Source organism: Streptococcus infantis (assembly GCF_047464215.1).
Lineage (GTDB): Bacteria > Bacillota > Bacilli > Lactobacillales > Streptococcaceae > Streptococcus > Streptococcus infantis_P.
The window spans coordinates 163,743-181,718 of record NZ_JASHCG010000002.1; the positions used below are offsets into that span (position 1 = coordinate 163,743).

The following is a 17,976-nucleotide window of genomic DNA, read 5'->3' on the forward strand; positions in this document are numbered from 1 at the left end:
AAAGCGATACTTGGTCTACCGCTTTCTAAGTCACAGCCTTTTTTTATTTATTTTTACGCTTGGATGGTGTTTGAATGGCGATTTTTACTTCAAAAATCGTACCATGAGGTTTGTTATCCTTAACACTGATGGTTCCTTTTAAGGCATCAACAATCTGTTTAGCTAAGGACAAACCTAACCCAAAGCCACCTTTTTGGCGAGTACGAGCTTTGTCAACCCGATAAAAGCGATCAAAAATTTTCTTTTTATCTGCTGCAGAAATACCAATTCCATCATCAGCTACTGACAAATAGAGATTACGCTCCGTCGTAGCAATGACAAAATGAATATCTCCTTCTTCTTCTGTGTACTTGACAGCATTGTCAAACAAGATAGTCATCAGTTGCTTAAGAAGCAGCTTATCTGTTATGATGGTCCGATGAATTCGATTTTCAAAATGAAAAGCACGATTATTTTCAGAAGCAATCATTTCATAGTTGGTAAAGGTTGTGTTAAAGAAATCCGGCTCTACCTCTCCTAACTCCGGTTTAATGCCGTCATCACGACGAGCTAAATTAAGTAGATTAGTCGTTAAAAAGCGCATGTTCCGAACTTCTTCTAGACTGGAGGCAATACTCTCACTTGACTCCATAATGGTTGCCTCAGGTTTTCTGAAAAGAGTCTCTAGACGATTTTGGAGAACAGCCAATGGAGTTCGTAACTCATGACTGGCATTTTCCACAAAGCTCTGTTGCTTTTGCATGCTCTCAAGCAAGGGTTTTACACTAACACGCGCAAGATAAAGGCTGGCAAGGATGGATAAAATCCAGAAGCTAGCCATGACTACCACGATTAATTGCTCATGATTTTGACTGATTTGCTCTATCTGAGTGGTATTCATCAAAACTGCTGCATACTTGATATTGGTCGAGACAGAATCGATATTTATTTCAGATAGAATCACTCGGTAAATCTCGTCCTGACCGTAACTATTCTGAACATGAAGTTGTCGAATATGATTCAAATCCTTTTTATTAAAAGTAATCTTGTCAAGACCTAAAAAGCGGTTGCCAGTCACTAATTGATTCAAATTTGAATCTAGCAATATCACTTCTGTATTGGAACTGACCGTTGGTTTTTTATCCGTTGATGGAGGAACGGATTGACTATTGAGATCTTTGACTTCATCTGTTGCTCGATTGACAGCCAACTGGATGACATCTTGAGGATTGCCACTGAGAGACAGAAGCTTCTCATCTACTGAGGTGTAGAGACTGGAGTGCATAACCTGCAAGATAATCAAGGTCATAGCAGAGAAAATCAGAGTAAATACTCCAAAGTTACGGATAAAATAACTGAAATCCTCCGCATACCAATTCTTTTTAAATTTATTAAACATGTTTTAAAATATACCCAACACTACGCAAGGTTTGGAGGTTTTCAGCAAAGACTGATCCCTTTAATTTCTTACGAACTTTTGATACGTAAACCTCTACGACAGAGATAGTTGTATCACTATCGAATCCCCATAAACGGTCAAAAATCTGGGTTTTGGGTAAGATAACATTTTGATTTTGGAGGAAATAAACCAAGAGATCAAATTCTTTACCTAATAGTTCAACAACAGTATCATTAACTCTAACCTCATTGGTAGATAGATTTACAGTCAAATCACCATAAGAAAGAGTATTTTCGTTGAACTTACCAGAACGTTTAAGCAGGGCCTGAATACGCATCTTGAGTTCTTCTAGGTAGAATGGTTTTGTTAGATAATCATCTGCCCCAAGCTCAAATCCATGACCTTTGTCATCGAGACTTTCCTTGGCTGTCATGATCAGAACAGGAGTCGAAATACCTTTTTCACGCAATTCTTTCAAGACTTGGAATCCATTTTTTTCAGGTAACATCAAGTCCAATAAAATCAAGTCATAAACACCACTTTCAGCCTCATAAAGACCTTCTTCTCCATCAAAAACCTGCATGACATCCGCAAAATCATCCAGAAAGTCAAAGACTGAATTTGACAGGCCTAGGTCATCTTCCACTAATAGAATCTTGATCATCAAAAATTCCTCCTTATTATACCTATTATAGCAAAAATATCTTAAAAAAAACTCAACTTCCCTTGTTTTTCCAATAGAAAGTTGAGTTTTTGTAATCTAGTTAGACTAGAATCCTTAAGCTTTGCTATATTGAGCAACAGCTGCTTCAACTGCCGCTTTTTCACGCTTGATCAATTCAACGCGTGCTGCGATTTCCTTGATGCCCATACCGATGTTACGGCTAAGGGCAAGGTCAGAAAGTTGTGGCTCAAAGAAGGCCTTGTATTCTGTCAAGCGTTGCTCTGTCTTAAATACATGGGCAGGCAGAATAACAAAGCTATCAAAGCTCATATCTCCACCAAGAGCAGCCTTAATCCAAGCCCAGTTTTCACGCGCCCAAGACCACGCTGTTTCCTGGGTTGCTTGATGACCTAAGAACTGATAATACCATGCAGACAAATCTTGAGGTTTCACCACAAATTTATCCTTCCAAGAAGCAATCAAGGTTTGGATATTATCCGCATCTGTACTGTAGGCAAGAGCAGCTGCCAATTGGCGTTTAAAGGCGGCATCTGTGGCATGAGTATAAAGATCGAGATAAGTTGCGACCAATTCCTTAGTCTCATGGTGTTTCATTTCATTGATGAGAACTTGTGAACGAATAGCTGCTGGAAGTCCTGAAAGATTATCCTTGTGGGCTTCGAAAATTTGGCTAGCAACTTGACTGGCTTCCTCGTCATTTGAACGAATCATCATGGAAATTGTCAATTGACGAACCAATTCATCTTCATCAGATTCACCCTCTTTAGCTTCAAAGCCAAGACGGTCATAGTTGTAACGAGCCAGTTTAGCAATAAGGGCTTTAAAGGCTTTTTCTGCCTCTGTTCCTTCATCGATAAAGCGATCAAGCGCTCCGATAACTTGTGAAACTGCTGAAACAACGAGATAAGATTCTTCTTGTGCTAATTGATCCACTACTGGAAGCAAGTCTGCATAAGAAATGTGCCCTGCTTCAGCAAGCAAACGACGTTCTTGGACGATTTGAAGTTTACTTGTGTTATCAAGTTCTACTAGGTCTGCAAGCACAGCATCAAGTAATTGACCTTGATAGTCTGTAATGTAGTGGGCTGTATTTTCAGTGTTGAAACGAAGTGCTCCTTCATTTTCAGCAAGAAGTGCTGCATAGCCAGGAATTTCGATACTTTCAGTTTCGAGAGTATCTGGTACTCCTTTCCAGTTGCTGTTAAGTGGCACTACCCAAAGTCGGTTTTTATCTTCGTGTTCACCGATGAAGAATTGTTTTTGTGAAATCTTCAAAACATCATTTTCAACTGTGGCAGTAAGGACTGGATAACCAGGTTGCTCCAACCAAGAATCCATGAAGGCTGCTACATCACGACCAGATGCTTGTCCGAGAGCATTCCAAAGGTCACGACCAATAGTATTTCCGTATTGGTGTTTTTCAAAGTAAGCATGCAAACCTTTGGCAAAATCAGCATCCCCTAACCAACGACGAAGCATGTGCATGAGGCGACTTCCTTTGGCATAGACGATAGCTCCATCAAAGAGAGTATTGATTTCATCTGGGTGTTTGACTTCAACGTGAACAGATTGAACGCCATCCGTCGCATCGCGTTCAAGAGCCAGAGGTACTCCACCTGTTTGGAAATCTTCAAAGATATTCCAACTTGGCTCGATGGCATCCACACAGACGTATTCCATCATATTCGCGAAGCTTTCATTGAGCCAGAGGTCATCCCACCACTTCATAGTTACAAGGTTACCAAACCATTGGTGAGCAAGTTCGTGAGCAATGACAAGAGCTACCTGTTGACGGCTGGCAAAGGTTGAGTTTTCATCAACAACCAAGTAAACTTCACGGTAAGTTACCAGACCCCAGTTTTCCATAGCACCAGCTGAGAAGTCAGGAAGGGCGATGTGAAGAGACTGAGGAATTGGATACTTGACTCCGTAGTAATCTTCGTAAAACTCGATTGAGCGAACAGCGATGTCTAATGAGAAATCAAGATTTGAAAGTGGATGGGCCTTGGTTGAGTAAACACCTACCAAAGTACCATTTTTAGTTTTAGCAGTTACCCCTTGCAAATCACCAGCAACGAAAGCTAGCAAGTATGAGGACATACGTGGAGTTGTCTCAAATTTCCAGATGCCAGTTTCCTTACGGTTTTCAACGTTAATCTCAGGCATGTTTGACAAGGCAATTTCGCCTGCTGCTTGGTCAAAACGAAGAGCTAGGTCAAAGGTTGCTTTGGCTTCTGGCTCATCCACACATGGGAAGGCTTCACGGGCAAAGTGGCTCTCAAACTGAGTAGACAAGACTTCCTTCTTAACTCCATCAACTGTGTAGTAAGATGGGTAAATCCCTGTCATGTTATCTGTGATCTTACCTGAAAAAGCGATGACCAAATCAACTGAACCTGCTTCTGTAAGTTCGATATGAAGAGCTTCGTTTTCATTATCAACTGTAAATGGACGAGCTTGACCTGCTACTTCAACAGAAGCAATTTCCAAGTCTTTTTGGTGAAGGGAAATACGGTCACTTTTAGCTTGACCAGTAATAGTTACTTTTCCTGAAAACGTCTTAGTCTCACGACTCAAGTCTAAAAACAAATCATAATGTTCAGGAACAAATTTTTCGATATAATGTTCTACTGCTTGCATCATATTCTCCTATTCTAAATTTATGAGCATATGCTCTAGTTCAAACATACCTATTTTATCATATTTTAAGTCAGAAAAAAGCTTTGGACGGTGATTTCCAAAACTTTCTTCTTACTAGTAGTCTAGAGAGGGTAGACCTTGCGAAATTCTTCCAAAACAACCTTGCTGTCAGGTGTAAAAGTCAGACCTGTTTCTCCTAAGCAGTCTTTGAAAAAGTCTTCATGAACCTGACGCCAATAGGCTAAAGATTTGTCTCCCTCACCTTCCTTGTAGGCATGGTCGGCTGAAACCTGATGGAAAGGCTGAACGGAAACCTTTGTAATTTCAATAATGCAGATAGCTTGATCCTTACTGTCTAAAATAACATCAAAGGTCCCTTCTTGTGGAAGGGGTTCGTCCTCTAGTGCATAGAGGTCGTAAGCTGAGGCTGTCGCTGTTTTTTCGCCTTTAAAGACCAGTTCCGCTAAAAGGTCTGGATCCACTCCAAAGGCCCAGGCATCTATCTCATCTCCGATAGAGAGGTTGATTTTCTTGTAGGCATTCCACATTTCTTGCGGTGTCATGGGTTGCTCCTTTGTATTTTTTTACTTTCTTCTTTTACACGTTTGAGATGATCTGGATGGTCAATCTCTAAATTAAAAATCTCTGGAATAGAACTGTAGTGGATAATGCACTCAATCCCCATCTGATTCATTTTTTGTATGAAAGAAGGATTCAGATAGCCTGCTACAGCGAAATCTATCTTTTTCATCCTTGCCTTATCCTGCATCTGTCTCAGCATTTCTAACATAATGGGACTTTCCATATCATGCCATTGACTGTTTCTTACAGTCGCAAAAATAAATGAAGTCAAATCGTTCATTCCCACTACAATCTTTGAAATACCCGTTTCCAGTATCCTGTCTAAGTCAAAATACGCTGACGGTAATTCAATCATTATTCCAACTTTTCCAGTAAAACAATGCTGGCGCAATACTCTAATAGCTTGTTTTAACTGTTCAGCATCATTGACAAAAGGAAAAATAACAGACAGATTGGGATTGGTTTGATAAACTTCTGTAACGACATGTGCCTCAGCCTGAAATTCATCTGAACACGCCAATAAACGCCTAGTCCCTCTATATCCAAATAAGGGGTGGCGTTCGTCAAAATACTCTTTAGTCCCGTCTAGACTATTTGCTTCTGCATTTGTTAACTCTGAAAAGCGATACCAGACTTCTTCATCTGAGTACAAATGGCAAATAGTGTCTAAATAATCTTTTACAAATTGCTGACAACTTGGTAACAGGATGTTTTGATTGAGCTCTCTCAACAAGTATTCGCCACGAATCATACCAACATGATGAAATAGTTGTGGGTAAATTTTTTCAAGAATTTTTTCGCCACTAAGAGCCAGTTGATTTTGCATGTCCATTCACCTCGTCTTAAAAGATACAATATCAGATATCATTATATGACGCTTTCATCTAGTTCAAAAGCTTCATAAGGTTCAACTAACTCATATCCTAAAAATTCTGCTACTTTTTTAGAAGCCTCGTTATGAGCATCCCAAAGTGGAAACATATCTCTATTTAGACTCTCTAGAATCATTGCAGCACCAAGTTTTTTTGCAAATCCATTTCCTTGTTTATCTGGTCTAGTTGCAACTTCCACTTCAACTGCTCCACGGTAAACTAACCCTGAGGAAATCCCAGCAATCAGTTCTTTATTTTTAAGAACCACAAAGCCAAATCCACCTTTTAAAGAAAAATCCTGATAGGACTCAAAATCTCCCTTTAAATCTTGTGACCATTCTTCCTCAGAAAGGCAGTTATAAATACGATTATCAATAGGTACAATATTGTAACCTTCCTCTATATGACTAACTAGATCATTTAGAAATTCAACTTGAAAATTTGCCTTATCCTTAAAAGAATAGCGAGTAAAAGAAATTAGCTCCACTTTCTGATGTAGAAAATCTTGCCACTTAGTGTCTTCTGAAATAATAATCTTATAATCTAAACCATATTGCCTAACAAAATCTTCCCAAAATCTAGAATTTAGCTCCCCTGCTAGGTATAGAAAATTCCCAATATCATAAAAACTTGTTGTCCCATCACTGTTTCGGTATACAGTTCCAATTTGAGATTTAAGACCATAGAGAACCATATTTTTCTTCCATGTTTTAAATAGTTCCATTATCCCCCATCTTTACCTTCCAATTTCTATATCTTGTCAATTCTAATTCAGGAAATCCTCGTAACTCTGCCTTAGCCTTTAATACTAAGGGTGAGGCATTTTCTTCGGTCATCTGCTCAAGAGGAAGCCAAATGGCATTTGCTGAATCGTTACTTCCATCAAGAACTTCATGAGGAAGGGATTTTTGAGAGCCTTCTAAATCAAGTACTATATCATAAAAGACCATGATATGATGTACTGCGAAGTCTTGCCCCTCTTCTTGAACCAGCACGTCATAAATCCTAGGATTTGAATACTGGCTAAGCGTATAGCCCGTCTCTTCCAGAACTTCTCTCTTGAGGGTTTCAGTCAGTCCCTCCCCTACTTCCTGGCTACCACCTGGTAGGTCAAAACGATGCTGATAAGGCCCTCTCGTTTTCTCAATGCAAAGCAATTTCCCATTCTCATAGCAAACGCCATAGACACCAAAGTGTTTTTTGATTTCCATATTCTACTCTTTCTAAAAGTCCAAGATTGCTAGAACACCTTATCCCTTAAAAGGAAAGAGGCTATAGATCTCATGCTCCTTGATATACTTCTTTAGTATCTCCATATTCTCTTCGATTTTTGCTTGGATATCTGTCTCTTCACACGTTGACTCAGTAATAAAAAGGTGAATCTTCAATAAATCTGTCAAGTATAGCAAACGGCGTTCCATTTCCGATTCAGTACTTGAAGCTTGCTCGATTTTTGCAAGCTTTTGCTCCAAGCTATCACCATTCAAAAATCTCTGATGAACTCTCCTTCTTATGTTTTGAGTTGATTCCTCCCCTTGTTCTAATGGAGATAAAAGGAGTTTTTTATAGACCAATACCTGATTTTCTTTTTCTCTTTCCAGATAGGCCAATAAAACTAGAGAGCTATCAACAAAGGTCCAAGTGTTATAATTCCCTTCAAATGGAACTTGTATGATACGATCTAATAATTCCTTAGCCATTTCCTCTTGACCATCCAGATAAAGTAGATATGACAGATGATTTAGCGATTCGAGATAGCTAGCCTGGGTCTTCTTATTCTTTTTTAAAATTTTATCTAAATAGAGATGTAGGTCTGGATGATTTTCCACTAGCTCAACTACTTCTGGTAACTTCATCTGAAATCCTTTCTATTATCTTCCCAATAATTTAAAACAATTTTAGTCAATTAATCCAACTCTGCTCTACTGAACAAGTCTTTCATGGCTTCGATATCATCGCAAAACTCTTTAAAGCCAAGAGCAAATCTAGACAAGGCGTCTACCTTGGAAGAATAGGCACAAAACATACTTCCTTCAGGATCAAAGTCTATTGCATCGCTTAATTCAGGCATTTTTTCCTCCAAAAATACCAAAGCCAAGGATACCCAATCGTAGCCATTTCCTTCAAATCCCTCCTCTTCTCGAGTGTCAAACACTTCCTGTCTGTATTCTCCATCTGGGTAATAAATAAACGACCCGCGAACATTTTGAGGATCCTCATCATAAACAAGCAGGCTAAAAGGGGCAATTTTTTCATTTATGTTTTCGTAATCTATCATTTCTTAACTCCTTATTGTATTTGTTAATTATCAGTGAACTTCATAAATCTAGTATGCTTGCTAGCTTTCAAAGGGCATAAAACTATCATGCTGATGGTAATATTTCAAAGCCTCGACCAAGTCTTGGGGACCTGCATCTGGCTTTTCCTCAAGTGCAACCGTGAGAACATCAAGCAACTGCTCTCCATAGTAGACTAGCTGGAGATTTTGCTCCACTACATCAGCAGGGTAAATATCACGGTCTTCTATCACATCCGGATAATCTGATACACAATAGAGCCTATCTAGTGCTAGCTCTCCATCCTCCTTGCCATAGAGGCAAAAATCATCTGAAGAAGACTCGTCCGCGCGCACCTGCTCGATGATCTGCTCTAGTGAAAGTTCTTGGTATTTCCGCATCTCTTCTCCTTTTTAGTCTTGTTCTTCAACAAAAGAATTCAGAAAATCCTCAAAAGACGGCCATTGACCATACAACTCGGCTTTTTCTTCTAGAACATAGAAGTAAACCTTGCCATAATCTTCTTCCCTTAGGGAAAGAGCATAATTACCAGATCCAGGATCATAGGCGAAATGGAGAAGATCTGTTGCCTTAAATCCTGCAGGCACCGCCTCATCGTCAAACCATATAAGAGACTTCTTCATCTCCTCAAGTGAATTAAAGGAATTGAAAGGAAAGAGATGACGGTCATCGTGGACACCCCTTACTTGGGGCTGACCACCGTTGTGCTTGAGATAAAAATCCTTCATAGCTTCCGGTAGTTTCTTTCCAAGAATCTCCTCAAATTGTAAAAAATCTTCTTTTGAAATCGGTGAATCTGCATCTAGCACTCTAAACATGATTAATTTCTTCCTTTTTTACAATTCTTCTTCCAATACCTTATCAATAAAGTCATAGACGTTTGCAGCAACTTTTTGCATTTCTAAGGAGCCTAAAGCACCCAAGTCATTTTCATAAATGCAATCATCAGCATTTTTCTTAATAAAGTAGGCCAAATCTCCTTCCTGTCCAATCATAAAGTAATCTGGCTCTACTTCCTCAATCTGATAAGTCTCATTACGCTCCTCTAGATCCTCCTTGGCATACAAACAGATGCCTGAATCTCCAATTTCATAGAGGTCAATCTCTTTCCACTCCGTTAAAAACTGATAGTAGAGATTGGGCAAGACAAATCCAAACTCATCTCTCTTCATGGCTCACCTCCACATATTTATAGAATAGCAACTATGCTACTTCAAAGACCAGCCACCATCAATAGTCAAGATTTGTCCTTGCATGGCGCTTGTCTTTCCGCTTGCTAAAAAGAGGCTGACTTCTGCCACTTCCTCTGGCTCAATCCAGCGTTTGATAGGTGTTTCACTAGCTACCCAGTCCGCCAAACCACCTGGTTCAAAGTCAGCTGCCGTCATACCCGTCTTAACTGCACCTGGTGCGATTCCAAAGACCTGGATACCTTCTTCTGCATAGTCCAGAGCTAATTGCTTGGTAAATCCAGCCAAGGCGTGTTTAGAAGAGGTATAGGCGTGCCCACCTCCGCCTGCCAGACTTGAGGCAATGGAGCACATATTGATGATGATTCCTCTCTTGCTTTCCAACATTTGAGTCAGATAATAGCGGGCCAACTCTACTGGAGTTACGTAATTGATTTCAAAAATCTCTTGGATTTCTTGGGCAGATTGTTCTAGTAAGGGCTTGTAGTCATCCAATACACCTGCCGTATTACATAAAATATCCACCTGAGTGCACCAGTCAAAAATAGGTTCTAAATCCAGTGTTAAATCACGTTGTAGAAAGTGAAAGTCACCTTGTAAGGCAGGCTTTTCACCCTGATCCACACCAAAAACCTGATAACCATTCTCTAAAAAGAATCGAGCTTGAGTCAGACCAATCCCTGAACTAACGCCCGTAACTAAGACACGTTTAGTCATGGACTTCCACCCAATCCGTCGCTAGGACATCACATGGTGTCGGACTCCACATAGAAAAACCTTCTCCTTCACCAGATACATTGATGAGGAAATAGGGTGTCACTTCAAGGGCGACCCCATTTTGTTCGATGGTATCAAAAAGCTGGACATAGTTTTCATCCCCACCCCAGCCAGTACGTACATATTTTTTCTTAGCCTTTAGTCCAGGCAAAATTTCTTCAAATGTCATGTTTTTCTCCTTTGTTGTCTATAAACGTTGATTTAATAGGTTTTTTAATCATCCTATGAGTTCTGAAATATAAATTTGTTCACCTTTTTGTGGACTTACAAGCTATTCATGGCTTTTTCAAAATATGAAACCGCCTCTTTTTCTTTATCCGCAGATAGGTGGCTGTATATATCCATGGTCATAGCTAAAGTAGCATGACCTAAACGGTATTGTAATTCTTTATAGCTGATACCAGCATTTAGCAATAAACTAGCGTGAGTATGGCGGAAAGCATGAAAAGTAAAGCGAGGAATAGAAATCTCAGCACACCGTCGATCTAAAGCCTCCTGTCTGGTTGCCAGATTCTGGTACTCTCTCGTAGGTGTTGCAAACACCACAGTCGAAGCACGCGCCCCAGACTGCAAATATAATTGGCGCTGCCTATTCTTGTATAGACGTAGCATGTTGACTGTTTTCTTGTCTATACTGATTGTCCTAACTCCTGCTTTGCTTTTTGGTGTACCTATTAGCTTTAAAAATCTATTGTAGTTCTTGCTTATGCTTATGGTTCCATCCTCTAAGTCAATATCAGACCATTCCAGGGCTACTACTTCACCGAAACGGCATCCAGTAGCAAGTAAGACACTATACAGAACATAATCAAGATAATAGCTGTATTTCTTAAACGCTAGTTTTTCCATGTGGAGCAACAGAGCCTTTAAATCGTCTGAATCTATGAACTTGATTGCTTTATTCTCACGTTTAGGCTGTTTAGGGAGAATAATATCTCTAGCTGGATTGAATGGCAAGAGCTGGAGAGATACCCCATACTGTAAGACACGCCTATTTATTGAATGAACCACTGCATAATGGACTATCTGAGTAGATAAATCGTTAATAAAGCTTTGTATATAACTAACAGACAACTTGGCCAGTCTCAGACTACCAAAGATAGGTATAAGGTGATTATAGAGCATTTGCTTAGTTGCTACAAAAGTTTGAGGCTTTACTGTAAGCTGGTAACTGTCTAGCCATAGATCAGCTAACTCCTGATAATTCTTTACAGGTACTACTTTTGTCACCGTACAACCGTTCGATATAAAATCATCTTGCGCGTGCTTTGCTTTCTGCTTGACCTCTTTTCTTGTCCTACCCGTTACACTTGTTTTGGCTTTCTTTCCTGTTACCTGGTCAACTCCTAGATATACATTAGCTCGGTATACCATTGTACCGTTTTTCTTTTTGACTTCATTTATTTGCATGTTTTAAATCTTTCTAAAAAACATCAGCAGGCAAGCTATTATTAAAAAGGTTTTAGATTGTGGTTTAAATCATGCTAGGGCTTCATAGTTTGCCTTGTATTTGATTTTAATTAGTCAGACGGTAAATAATACCAGAGTAGGAACCAAGGCGGATATGGGGCTTATATGGGCTTGAAGCTCGAACGAAGCTTGAGAAATCACGCGCAGAACGTGAAAAAACATGAATTTTTGAAGATTTCAAAAGCTAGAAAAACCAGTGCTTACAAGTCTTTCAATGGTTTTAAGTTATTTGGGTTCATGTTGACAAAAGTTGACATTTTCAGGGTATAACATACCAAAAGACTAGGAAAACTTATATTTCAGTTTTTCAAGATAGTAACAAATGAAAATTTTTAAAAAGGTAACTCAAATTTGCAATCAACAATTTTTGAACTAACAATAATTTGAATATCTTCGCTTAAAAGCTGGTCAACATGTCCTGAAGAATTTTTTGCAAAAACAAACTCTTCTTTAAATTCTTGTATTAAATACTCTTTTATATTTTTACCAACTACTTGAAGTAAATCGTTTGTAAAAATATTTTGGAAATTGCTAGGTAATTTAGTGAATTTATCATAAGTTTCTTTGTTTTGTTTCTTCAAAAAAACTTTCACTGTGACAATCTCTACTTGCTGATAGTTACGCTTAATTTCCTCAATATCAACAAGATTATCTGGCTTATTAGTGTTTATATGAAATTCAAGGTCCACTTTATACTCTAGTGTAGCAACCGGTCTATCTCTGTCTAAGATTTTAACAAAAGTAAATATATCTCCACTGTCTTCGTCGATAAAATATTTTATCTCATAATCTATTGGAGAATAATCAAAAAAATCGTCCGAAGTAACCCCTAAAGTGTTACAGATTTTATTAACAGTTTCATAATCAACTTGTTTTGATCTATTTGAAGTAATCTTAGAAATTGTTGATTGTGCAATTCCCGTATCACTTGCTAAACGCGCACCACTCATTGACCTTTCAGCCAATAGTATAGCCAATCTATTTATTAACATAATACCACCTCTTTTTATTTATTATAGCGTACACGCTAATAAAAGTAAAATATAAAATAATAATTTAAGTGTTGACAATATGTTTTATATGGTGTATCATATCGTTAAATTAGTCATTACGCTATAATGATTAGTTGATAAAAAATAATAAGGAGCGCCTATGCTAAAAAATAACTTACTAATTGTTTTTGCTGAAAAAAAGACTAATGCTAGTAAAGTTTCCAACGAAACAGGTATAGCTGAGTCTACAATTTCAAACTTAACAAACAACAAAACTGATGTAAAGCTTTCTACCCTTATCAAGCTTTGTAACGCTTTAAAAGTTCGTTTGTCTGATTTAATTGAATTTTCACCAGAAAATTAGAAAGGAGCAAAAACATGGAATTAGTCTACATGGACGGCAAGAAAGAGCCGTATACTACAAGCGAGATCATCGCTGAATGTGCTGAGGTTACTCATCACACAATACAAGAACTTTTAAGAAAGCATAAAGCTGATTTTGAAAGCTACGGAATTATCGCATTTGAAATGCGTAAATTAGATGGGCGAGGGCGACCAATGAAAATCTATCGCCTAAATGAACAACAGGCAACCTTGCTGATCACTTATCTAAAGAATACCGAACCTGTACGGCGGTTCAAAATGACCCTGGTCAAAGCATTCTTTGAAATGCGTGAGGAACTTTCTAAGTTTCGTATGCAGAGAGCGCTAGAAAAGCCAAAAAGAAAAACACTGCATGACAGTATTGAGAACTGGGAACAAGCACCAAAGCACGCGCATAGCACCATGAACAACTTGCTACTGAAGGCAGTAACCGACAGGAACGCTAAGCAGTTAATGGCGGAACGTGGGGGCTACAATGGCATTGATAGCTTGACCAGTGAGGAGCTGGAGCAATACCAAGCATTTGAGGACATGGTAATAGCCATGATTTGCTTGAATATGAGTTATCAGGAAATTAAGTCCCTGGTATTCAGAAATAAAAAACCACGCACTAAATGCGCGTGATTGCAACAAAAAAGGCTTACCGAGACCAATCAGCAAAGCCTTTCACACTAACACTAAAACGAATTTAACAAAGCAGGCAAGCTATTATTAAAGAGGTTTTAGTAAAGATTTATACCTAGATTATAGCATATTTAGGACATTTTGACCATACGGAGAGCGCCAACTCTTAAAACTGGTACTTTCTCACGCTTTCAAATATTGGCGACTCTGAGCGTGAGGAATGTGAGCAGGAAAGGCATTAAAAAGCTGTCAAAACAGGACAAGCCCATCAAGGCAATTACACAAACATAGAAACAGAGGTAAACACCATGGCAGAAACAACATACGAGAATTTAACTAGACGTATAGAAAGAATTAGCTCAGAATTACACCAAGCTGACGAAAATAACGATTTTTCTAGAATATCGCTTATATCAGGACAGGTAAAATCTATCAAAGAAGATTTATCTCGTCTACTTTGGATTGAACTTCCTGAATTGAATGAAAGTCATAAAATCGAGGCAGTCTCTAAAAGCACTACGGGAATGTTTTTCCACCCTGGTATTTTTGAAATGGAGGCTATGCGGCAAGCCTTCTTTAAACGCCAAGCCAAGCACTTTTTTGACAACGAAGCAGAGCAGCAGGCGTATATAGAACATGCTGAAAAGGAGTATTTAGAGGCTACTATAACCTTAAAAGATATTCTTTTTAATTCTAAAAATGCTAATCGGAAAGTAAGTAAAGATCATCTTATAGAGAAGTTTGAGGAGGCGATAAAATGAATGAGCTAGATTTAACCAATACACAGGCGGTTATCTTTTCCGTGGTATTGATTGGCTTGCTGCTTTATCTAAACCACCGAGACCGCCAAAAAAGCGCCCAAATTGAGCGAGAAAGTAAACAGACGATAGAAACACCTAGCGAGGATTTAAACCCTGAATATGGGCGATATATCCAGCTTGCAGGGGTAGACGTATGGGGAGGAATTGAATGAGTCTAACAATGAATGACAAGCGAGTATTAAGACTAATTAAGGTAGGGGCTGAGAACTCCATAACAGGGGCAGAAATCAGCTTAATGACCAAGTTAGCAGAAAGAACCGTACAGGACATTATCAGTCGCCTGATCACGCGCTACGGTGTTCCTATCATCGGGGTACGTCACGGAGCTTTCAGAGGCTACTTTATCCCAGCTAACAAAGAGGAGTTACTGGACGGAGCAAAGGCATTCTATAACCAGGTACAAGAGGAACAGAAGCGCCTAACCGTCCTTTTAAATGCCGATTTAGAGAGTTACAAGCAACTGCTGAAGGGAGCTGATGAACAATGTTCAGTTTAAGCAAAGAAAGTGAAAACAGTCTAAAACGTGGCATCTTAAAACTGGTAGAAAACTTTCTAAAAGACTATTTAAAGCCTAAACAACGTATAACAGGGCTAATGACACCTAAACAACTCAAGGAAGAGTTAGAGATAGATTACAACACCTTAAAACGTTGGGAACGCGCAGGGCTAAAAAGGTTCACTCCTCCTATCGAGGATACACGCAAAGTCTTTTATAAAATCGATGATATTCTAATATTTCTAGGAGCTGATAAAGAATCATAAGGAGTAAAACGTGGCAAGAACAAAAATATATTTTTGGCTAAAAATTGATAAGAAATTTTTTGATAATATTTTTATCAAGAGACTAAAGACAGTACCTGGTGGGTACACCATGACAGTCATTTATATTAGGCTTATGCTAGAGAGCTTGGAAAGTGACTGTATTTTATACTATGAGGGCTACTTTGACAATCTCAAGGAAGAACTAGCACTAAAATTAGATGTATCAGAAGATGATATAGATATGACTATGGCATACTTTACAAAATGCGGTTTAATACAGATTGACGAAGATAAAAACGCAGAACTACCGCAGGCTAAAGCCTTGGTACAGCAGGAAACCAACCAAGCAGCATATATGCGAGAATATCGGAAACAGCAACGAGAAAACAAAGAAAGCCTTACAATGTTATCCGATAATCTTACATTGTTAACTACATGTAAGACAGAGATAGAGAAAGAGATAGAGAAAGAGATAGAGAAAGAGATAGAGTTAGAGTTAGAAGAAGAGATAGAGAAAAAAACTTCTTCTGCTCCTACTGCTGAAATCTCTAACTATTACCAAAAGCGTATAGGGGTTATGGATGGGCAACAATATCAAATACTGACTGACTATCTTACTCTTGACGGTATAGAGCTAGAGGTTATCAAGACTGCCATAGACAAGGCTGCAGATAACGGCAAGCGATCTTTTAGCTATATCAATTCAATACTCAAGCACTGGCGACAGAATGGTATTAGAACCATGGTACAAGTCGAAGATGAACAGAGACTATTTCAGCAAAAGAAACAAGGTCAGTCTGATGACGATATTCAAGACCCGTTTATCTACTGACGGAGAGGAGAATCAATGGAATTACTGAATACAGACCAGCTTAATGAAAAAATAAAGGTGACTGATAAACTTTGCCCAATTCATCAGATTAACCTAGTACAATTCAAAAAACCAGATGGTTATATATCACCCTACTGCATGGAATGTACTAGGGAGAACATTAAACAGACAGAGCTAGAGGGCGTAGAAAAAGCCCTAAGGCATAATCTGGACTCTTCAACCTATGACATACTAGCGCGTGAAAGTACGGTGTCAAATGAGCTGAGAGAGGCCTCTTTTAACACTTTCAAAGCCGATACAAAAGAGGAACACGAGGCCAAGGAGTTTGCTATCAAGCAAGCTAAGCAGTACCTAAATGGCATGACAGGAAACACGCTGATTATGGGCAAACCAGGCACTGGTAAAAGTCATTTATGCTATTCCATGGCCAAAGCCATCAACGAAGGCTATAAGGCTAAGAATGACCCTAAGAGCGTCCTCTTTGTCAGCATTGCTGAAATCGTCACGCGCATTCAGTCAGGCTGGCAGTATAGGCAGAGTGATTTTACAGAGTATGACGCCTTGAAGCTGCTGACTGAGGTTGACTATCTCTTTATTGACGATTTAGGTACAGAAAGCGTTATGAATAGCCGAAAAGATGAGGCTAATAACTGGGTACAGACCTTTCTTTTCAAGATTTTTGATAGGCGGGAAACAACTATCATCAATACCAACCACAACGGAAAAGAGTTAGCCAGAATTTATAATGACAAGCTAGTCAGTCGAATTGGCAAACGGTCAGAGGGGAATGTATACAACATGACAGATATCAAAGACAAGAGGATGAAGCGTAATTTTTAACCAAATAAAGAAAGGATGAAGTCCATGATAGAACCAGCATACTTTGAACAAGTAGATCAGGAACTGGAGGAACTCAATCGCAAACGTGACGATTTTATGGCGGATGCAACACCAGTATGTCTTGAAGATACGCCTAAACTGATTGAACTAGGTGAGAAGCTCCGTACAGAAGACACCAGCATAAACACCTATGAGTTATACAGACACCCTGAAGCGCGTGCAAAGTTATTCGCCCAAATCGCGGAAGCCTGCTTCTTGCTGATTGCAGATAGTTCACCAGTACCAGTGCAACCAACACAAGCCCAGCGGATCCATTTTTGCGAGTACCTGGAAGGGCAGTTTCAGATTATCATTAAGAAGTTAGTCGCAAGCACAGACAAGCAAGCCCTGGAGTCTTTACTTGAAGCCCTGCAACTGCCCAAAGAAAAACAAGCTCAGTTTGTCCGTGATGTGGTAGTAAGTGGCTTACTCAGTGAAGAATAGTAGCAAAAGGGCATTGCCTCTTTTTGTGGTTTCACTACTACTGAACCCAATCAATTTGGGTTTTTTACATGATAATTTGTAGTAGGGTGCAATTTACAAAACAAACAAATACTACATATTAGACGGTTTAAATGTTAAAAAAAGCTAGATATATCAAGGATTTAAGTAAGTAGAGCGTTCCAAAAAAGGGTTAGGTAAGGGTTAGGTAAGAGCAGAAAAAAATGTAAAGGTTTTGTCAAGGTTGCGTATTTAAAAATAGGCTAAGGTTGAATATTTAAAAATACTAAGGTTTTACAAAGGTACAGGATTTTTTAGAACCATAGAACGGTAAGATTTTGGTTAGGTAT

At 38.9% G+C, this 17,976-nt stretch carries 25 protein-coding genes; 9 read left to right on the forward strand and 16 right to left on the reverse strand.

Translation table 11 applies throughout. The annotated features are described in order from the left end of the window. Nucleotides 1-43: 43 nt before the first annotated feature. From QM469_RS01985 to QM469_RS02060, 16 genes are all read right to left on the reverse strand, one after another. Nucleotides 44-1,378 carry a sensor histidine kinase gene (locus tag QM469_RS01985; protein WP_248035479.1) on the reverse strand — a complete coding sequence of 445 codons (1,335 nt, stop codon included), beginning with the start codon at nt 1,376-1,378 and terminating at the stop codon, nt 44-46. Then, nucleotides 1,371-2,042 (reverse strand): response regulator transcription factor, encoded by a 672-nt coding sequence (locus QM469_RS01990; RefSeq protein ID WP_000590624.1) that lies wholly within the window; start codon nt 2,040-2,042, stop codon nt 1,371-1,373. The genes QM469_RS01985 and QM469_RS01990 overlap by 8 nt, the downstream gene beginning before the upstream one ends. Before the next feature lie 114 nt (nt 2,043-2,156). Next, on the reverse strand, nt 2,157-4,703 hold the full coding sequence (locus QM469_RS01995; protein ID WP_248035481.1) for a M1 family metallopeptidase: 2,547 nt from the start codon (nt 4,701-4,703) through the stop codon (nt 2,157-2,159). Nucleotides 4,704-4,825: 122 nt separating this feature from the next. Next, nucleotides 4,826-5,266: an ASCH domain-containing protein gene (locus QM469_RS02000; RefSeq protein ID WP_248035484.1), complete on the reverse strand. Its 441-nt coding sequence runs from the start codon at nt 5,264-5,266 to the stop codon at nt 4,826-4,828. Further along, a complete protein-coding gene (locus QM469_RS02005; RefSeq protein WP_248035487.1) occupies nt 5,263-6,111 on the reverse strand; it encodes a putative PEP-binding protein in 849 nt (282 codons plus the stop codon). Before QM469_RS02005 ends, QM469_RS02000 begins: the two co-directional genes overlap by 4 nt. A gap of 41 nt (nt 6,112-6,152) precedes the next feature. Continuing rightward, entirely contained in the window at nt 6,153-6,881 is a 729-nt protein-coding gene (locus QM469_RS02010) for a GNAT family N-acetyltransferase (protein WP_414275958.1), read from the reverse strand. Then, the gene (locus QM469_RS02015; protein WP_414275959.1) at nt 6,868-7,368 is read right to left on the reverse strand and encodes an NUDIX hydrolase; all 501 of its coding nucleotides are present in this window, start codon (nt 7,366-7,368) and stop codon (nt 6,868-6,870) included. Before QM469_RS02015 ends, QM469_RS02010 begins: the two co-directional genes overlap by 14 nt. A 39-nt stretch (nt 7,369-7,407) precedes the next feature. Beyond that, entirely contained in the window at nt 7,408-8,013 is a 606-nt protein-coding gene (locus QM469_RS02020) for a DUF6707 family protein (protein WP_414275960.1), read from the reverse strand. 50 nt (nt 8,014-8,063) lie between these two features. Next, nucleotides 8,064-8,435 (reverse strand): Imm51 family immunity protein, encoded by a 372-nt coding sequence (locus QM469_RS02025; RefSeq protein ID WP_414275961.1) that lies wholly within the window; start codon nt 8,433-8,435, stop codon nt 8,064-8,066. A gap of 60 nt (nt 8,436-8,495) precedes the next feature. Further along, nucleotides 8,496-8,834, reverse strand: a complete 339-nt coding sequence (locus QM469_RS02030) for a hypothetical protein (protein ID WP_414275962.1) — start codon at nt 8,832-8,834, stop codon at nt 8,496-8,498. Nucleotides 8,835-8,846: 12 nt separating this feature from the next. Further along, the gene (locus tag QM469_RS02035) at nt 8,847-9,272 is read right to left on the reverse strand and encodes an SMI1/KNR4 family protein (RefSeq protein ID WP_414275963.1); all 426 of its coding nucleotides are present in this window, start codon (nt 9,270-9,272) and stop codon (nt 8,847-8,849) included. 18 nt (nt 9,273-9,290) lie between these two features. Further along, entirely contained in the window at nt 9,291-9,626 is a 336-nt protein-coding gene (locus tag QM469_RS02040; protein WP_414275964.1) for a hypothetical protein, read from the reverse strand. 36 nt (nt 9,627-9,662) lie between these two features. Next, nucleotides 9,663-10,361, reverse strand: coding sequence for a 3-oxoacyl-ACP reductase (locus tag QM469_RS02045; RefSeq protein WP_414275965.1), 699 nt, complete (start codon nt 10,359-10,361; stop codon nt 9,663-9,665). After that, nucleotides 10,354-10,590, reverse strand: coding sequence for a DUF2829 domain-containing protein (locus QM469_RS02050; protein ID WP_281335108.1), 237 nt, complete (start codon nt 10,588-10,590; stop codon nt 10,354-10,356). Before QM469_RS02050 ends, QM469_RS02045 begins: the two co-directional genes overlap by 8 nt. 95 nt (nt 10,591-10,685) lie before the next feature. After that, complete coding sequence (locus tag QM469_RS02055; RefSeq protein ID WP_414275966.1) at nt 10,686-11,831, reverse strand: tyrosine-type recombinase/integrase; 1,146 nt, start codon at nt 11,829-11,831, stop codon at nt 10,686-10,688. 392 nt (nt 11,832-12,223) lie between these two features. Further along, complete coding sequence (locus QM469_RS02060) at nt 12,224-12,883, reverse strand: helix-turn-helix domain-containing protein (protein WP_414275967.1); 660 nt, start codon at nt 12,881-12,883, stop codon at nt 12,224-12,226. Nucleotides 12,884-13,043: 160 nt separating this feature from the next. Here QM469_RS02060 and QM469_RS02065 point away from each other — a divergent pair, with 160 nt between their 5' ends. From QM469_RS02065 to QM469_RS02105, 9 genes are all read left to right on the forward strand, one after another. Next, on the forward strand, nt 13,044-13,247 hold the full coding sequence (locus QM469_RS02065) for a helix-turn-helix domain-containing protein (RefSeq protein WP_000916878.1): 204 nt from the start codon (nt 13,044-13,046) through the stop codon (nt 13,245-13,247). Between the two features lie 14 nt (nt 13,248-13,261). Beyond that, nucleotides 13,262-13,891 (forward strand): Rha family transcriptional regulator, encoded by a 630-nt coding sequence (locus tag QM469_RS02070; protein ID WP_414275968.1) that lies wholly within the window; start codon nt 13,262-13,264, stop codon nt 13,889-13,891. Between the two features lie 308 nt (nt 13,892-14,199). Then, entirely contained in the window at nt 14,200-14,652 is a 453-nt protein-coding gene (locus QM469_RS02075; RefSeq protein ID WP_414275969.1) for a hypothetical protein, read from the forward strand. After that, on the forward strand, nt 14,649-14,864 hold the full coding sequence (locus QM469_RS02080; RefSeq protein WP_414275970.1) for a hypothetical protein: 216 nt from the start codon (nt 14,649-14,651) through the stop codon (nt 14,862-14,864). The genes QM469_RS02075 and QM469_RS02080 overlap by 4 nt, the downstream gene beginning before the upstream one ends. Continuing rightward, nucleotides 14,861-15,208, forward strand: coding sequence for a DNA-binding protein (locus QM469_RS02085; protein ID WP_414275971.1), 348 nt, complete (start codon nt 14,861-14,863; stop codon nt 15,206-15,208). Before QM469_RS02080 ends, QM469_RS02085 begins: the two co-directional genes overlap by 4 nt. Next, nucleotides 15,196-15,474: a MerR family transcriptional regulator gene (locus tag QM469_RS02090; RefSeq protein ID WP_414275973.1), complete on the forward strand. Its 279-nt coding sequence runs from the start codon at nt 15,196-15,198 to the stop codon at nt 15,472-15,474. Before QM469_RS02085 ends, QM469_RS02090 begins: the two co-directional genes overlap by 13 nt. 10 nt (nt 15,475-15,484) lie before the next feature. After that, nucleotides 15,485-16,306, forward strand: coding sequence for a DnaD domain protein (locus QM469_RS02095; RefSeq protein ID WP_414275974.1), 822 nt, complete (start codon nt 15,485-15,487; stop codon nt 16,304-16,306). A 15-nt stretch (nt 16,307-16,321) separates the two neighbouring features. Further along, nucleotides 16,322-17,146 (forward strand): ATP-binding protein, encoded by an 825-nt coding sequence (locus QM469_RS02100; RefSeq protein WP_414275975.1) that lies wholly within the window; start codon nt 16,322-16,324, stop codon nt 17,144-17,146. A gap of 15 nt (nt 17,147-17,161) precedes the next feature. After that, nucleotides 17,162-17,629, forward strand: a complete 468-nt coding sequence (locus QM469_RS02105; protein WP_414320618.1) for a hypothetical protein — start codon at nt 17,162-17,164, stop codon at nt 17,627-17,629. Nucleotides 17,630-17,976 lie beyond the last annotated feature (347 nt).